This window comes from Citrobacter sp. L55, assembly GCF_002850715.1.
Taxonomy (GTDB): Bacteria; Pseudomonadota; Gammaproteobacteria; order Enterobacterales; family Enterobacteriaceae; genus Citrobacter; species Citrobacter braakii.
This window is the reverse complement of sequence record NZ_KZ559448.1, coordinates 1-1,820: the sequence shown is the minus strand read 5'-3', so window position 1 is coordinate 1,820 and position 1,820 is coordinate 1. Positions and strand designations below refer to the sequence as shown.

The 1,820-nt window shown below is 62.9% G+C and carries 1 protein-coding gene; it reads right to left on the bottom strand.

Features of this window, described 5'->3' with window-relative positions; genetic code table 11:
* Positions 1-1,820 (bottom strand): toprim domain-containing protein (locus B9P82_RS28050; RefSeq protein WP_101701455.1); only part of this gene is annotated, 1,820 nt, incomplete at both ends.

The window sequence follows — 1,820 nt, the reverse complement described above, 5'->3', positions numbered from 1 at the left end:
GTCATCGGGTCGCTGAACGTCTGCATAAGCTGGCGCACGATGACGGCCAGCTCGCGGGCGATTTTATCTTTCAGTTTAGGGTCGCGTTCTTCCGGGGCTATCTGTTCCGGGAAATGCATTATCACCCGGCGACGCGACACGCCGCCGCTGCGGTCGGTGAAGCGCATCGGATTGTTGTTTACGGCCAGTATCACCGCCGGAATGTGGGTGGAATACGCATCGCGGTATTTCGGGTCAACGGAGACCGCATCCCCGCCGGTAATGGCCTTGAGTCCTGCCCCGTCACCGCTCCATTTCTCCTGGTCGGGCAGACGTATCAACGAGAAGCCAATCAGCGCCGCGCGCTCGCGGGGGGATTCCAGCGTTTCGATGGTCGCCGATGTGGCGTTATCTTCCCCGGCGAGCATCGTCGCTATTTCGGCCAGAATACTTTTCCCGCTGCCGCCCGGACCGGTCACTTCGAGAAAGAGCTGCCAGTCGTAGCGGTTCGCCAGCACCATAAACAGTGCGGCGAGTATCACATCCCGTTTATCGGCACGCGAACCGGCGGCGCGGTCGAGCCAGCGCCAGAAATTCGGCGCGTGCGTCTCCAGCGTTTCCTCCTCCACCGGCGGGGTGAAATCCACGTCGCACAGGGTGCGCAGCCAGTGCGTTTTGCTGTGCGGGCTGAATACTCCGCTTTTGGTATCGAGCACGCCGTTGCGAAAGCCAATCAGCCGCCGCGCCGGAGCGTCCTGCTGCGGAATAATCAGTTTCAGGGTGTCGACCACCGAGGCAATTTTCCCCGATGAGAACGGGGCGCGCAGACGCTGGAACAGCCCGGCCACGTCGCGCGCAAAGTCCGATGGCGGGATGATTTTCCATATTCCCGCCTCATAGCGGGACAGGAGCTGGCCGTTCGCATCCACCGCCAGCGCTTCGCCGTAATGCTCATGCACCCGCATGGCTTTCTCACTGGTGCTCATGGCGGTAAATTCCGCCTCGCTCATGGTGCTGAACGGGCTGTCAGCCGGTGGCCGGATAGCGTCATACATGGCTTTACGCGTGGCCTCCCCGCCGTGCTGTGTATACGCATCATTCCAGTCACCGAACACCGGCGGCAGGGCGACCACGCCCTCGCAGGACTCTGCGGCCGCAGACGCTTTGGTCTGGCCGTCGCCGTTAAGGTCACGGTCGGCGGCAATGACAATCCGGCAGGCCGGATATTTGTGACGGGCAAGGCTCGCCAGAGAAAGGAGGTTCACCGACGACAGCGCCACCATGACGGTTTCGCCGGTCAGGTGATGCACGGTGAGCGCGGTCGCGTAGCCCTCCGCTATCCACAGCCGTTTTCCCGCCTCTTTTTTCCCGTCGAGAATATGACACGCCCCTTTTACCTGCCCCCCTTTCAGGGTGCGCTTGAGACCGTCCGCATTAATGAGCTGGACGTTAACCAGTGCGCCGCTATCGTCATACAGCGGGACAACCACATCCCCGGCGCGGTACGTCACGCCGCCGGTTTTATGCAGGGTGGTGAGCGTCAGACATTCCCGACCGGGGAAGCCCTTGCGGGTGAGGTAGGCATTGCCGGTGGCCGGGCGGGCTTTCTCCATCAGTCTGGCGGCCAGCGCGGCGGCCGCTTTGCGGTCGGCCTCAGTTTCAGCGTCTGCGGCCGCAGTCACCGCCGGGGAGACCGGCGGCAGGTTGCCGGTCACGGCGTTCACCTTCCCGGCCGCCTCTGACGGGGTCACGCCGAACACTTTCTCAACCAGTTTCAGGCCGTCCCCCGCGCCGCACTGGTTACAGAACCACGTCCCGCGCTCCTCTTTATCGTCAAAGCG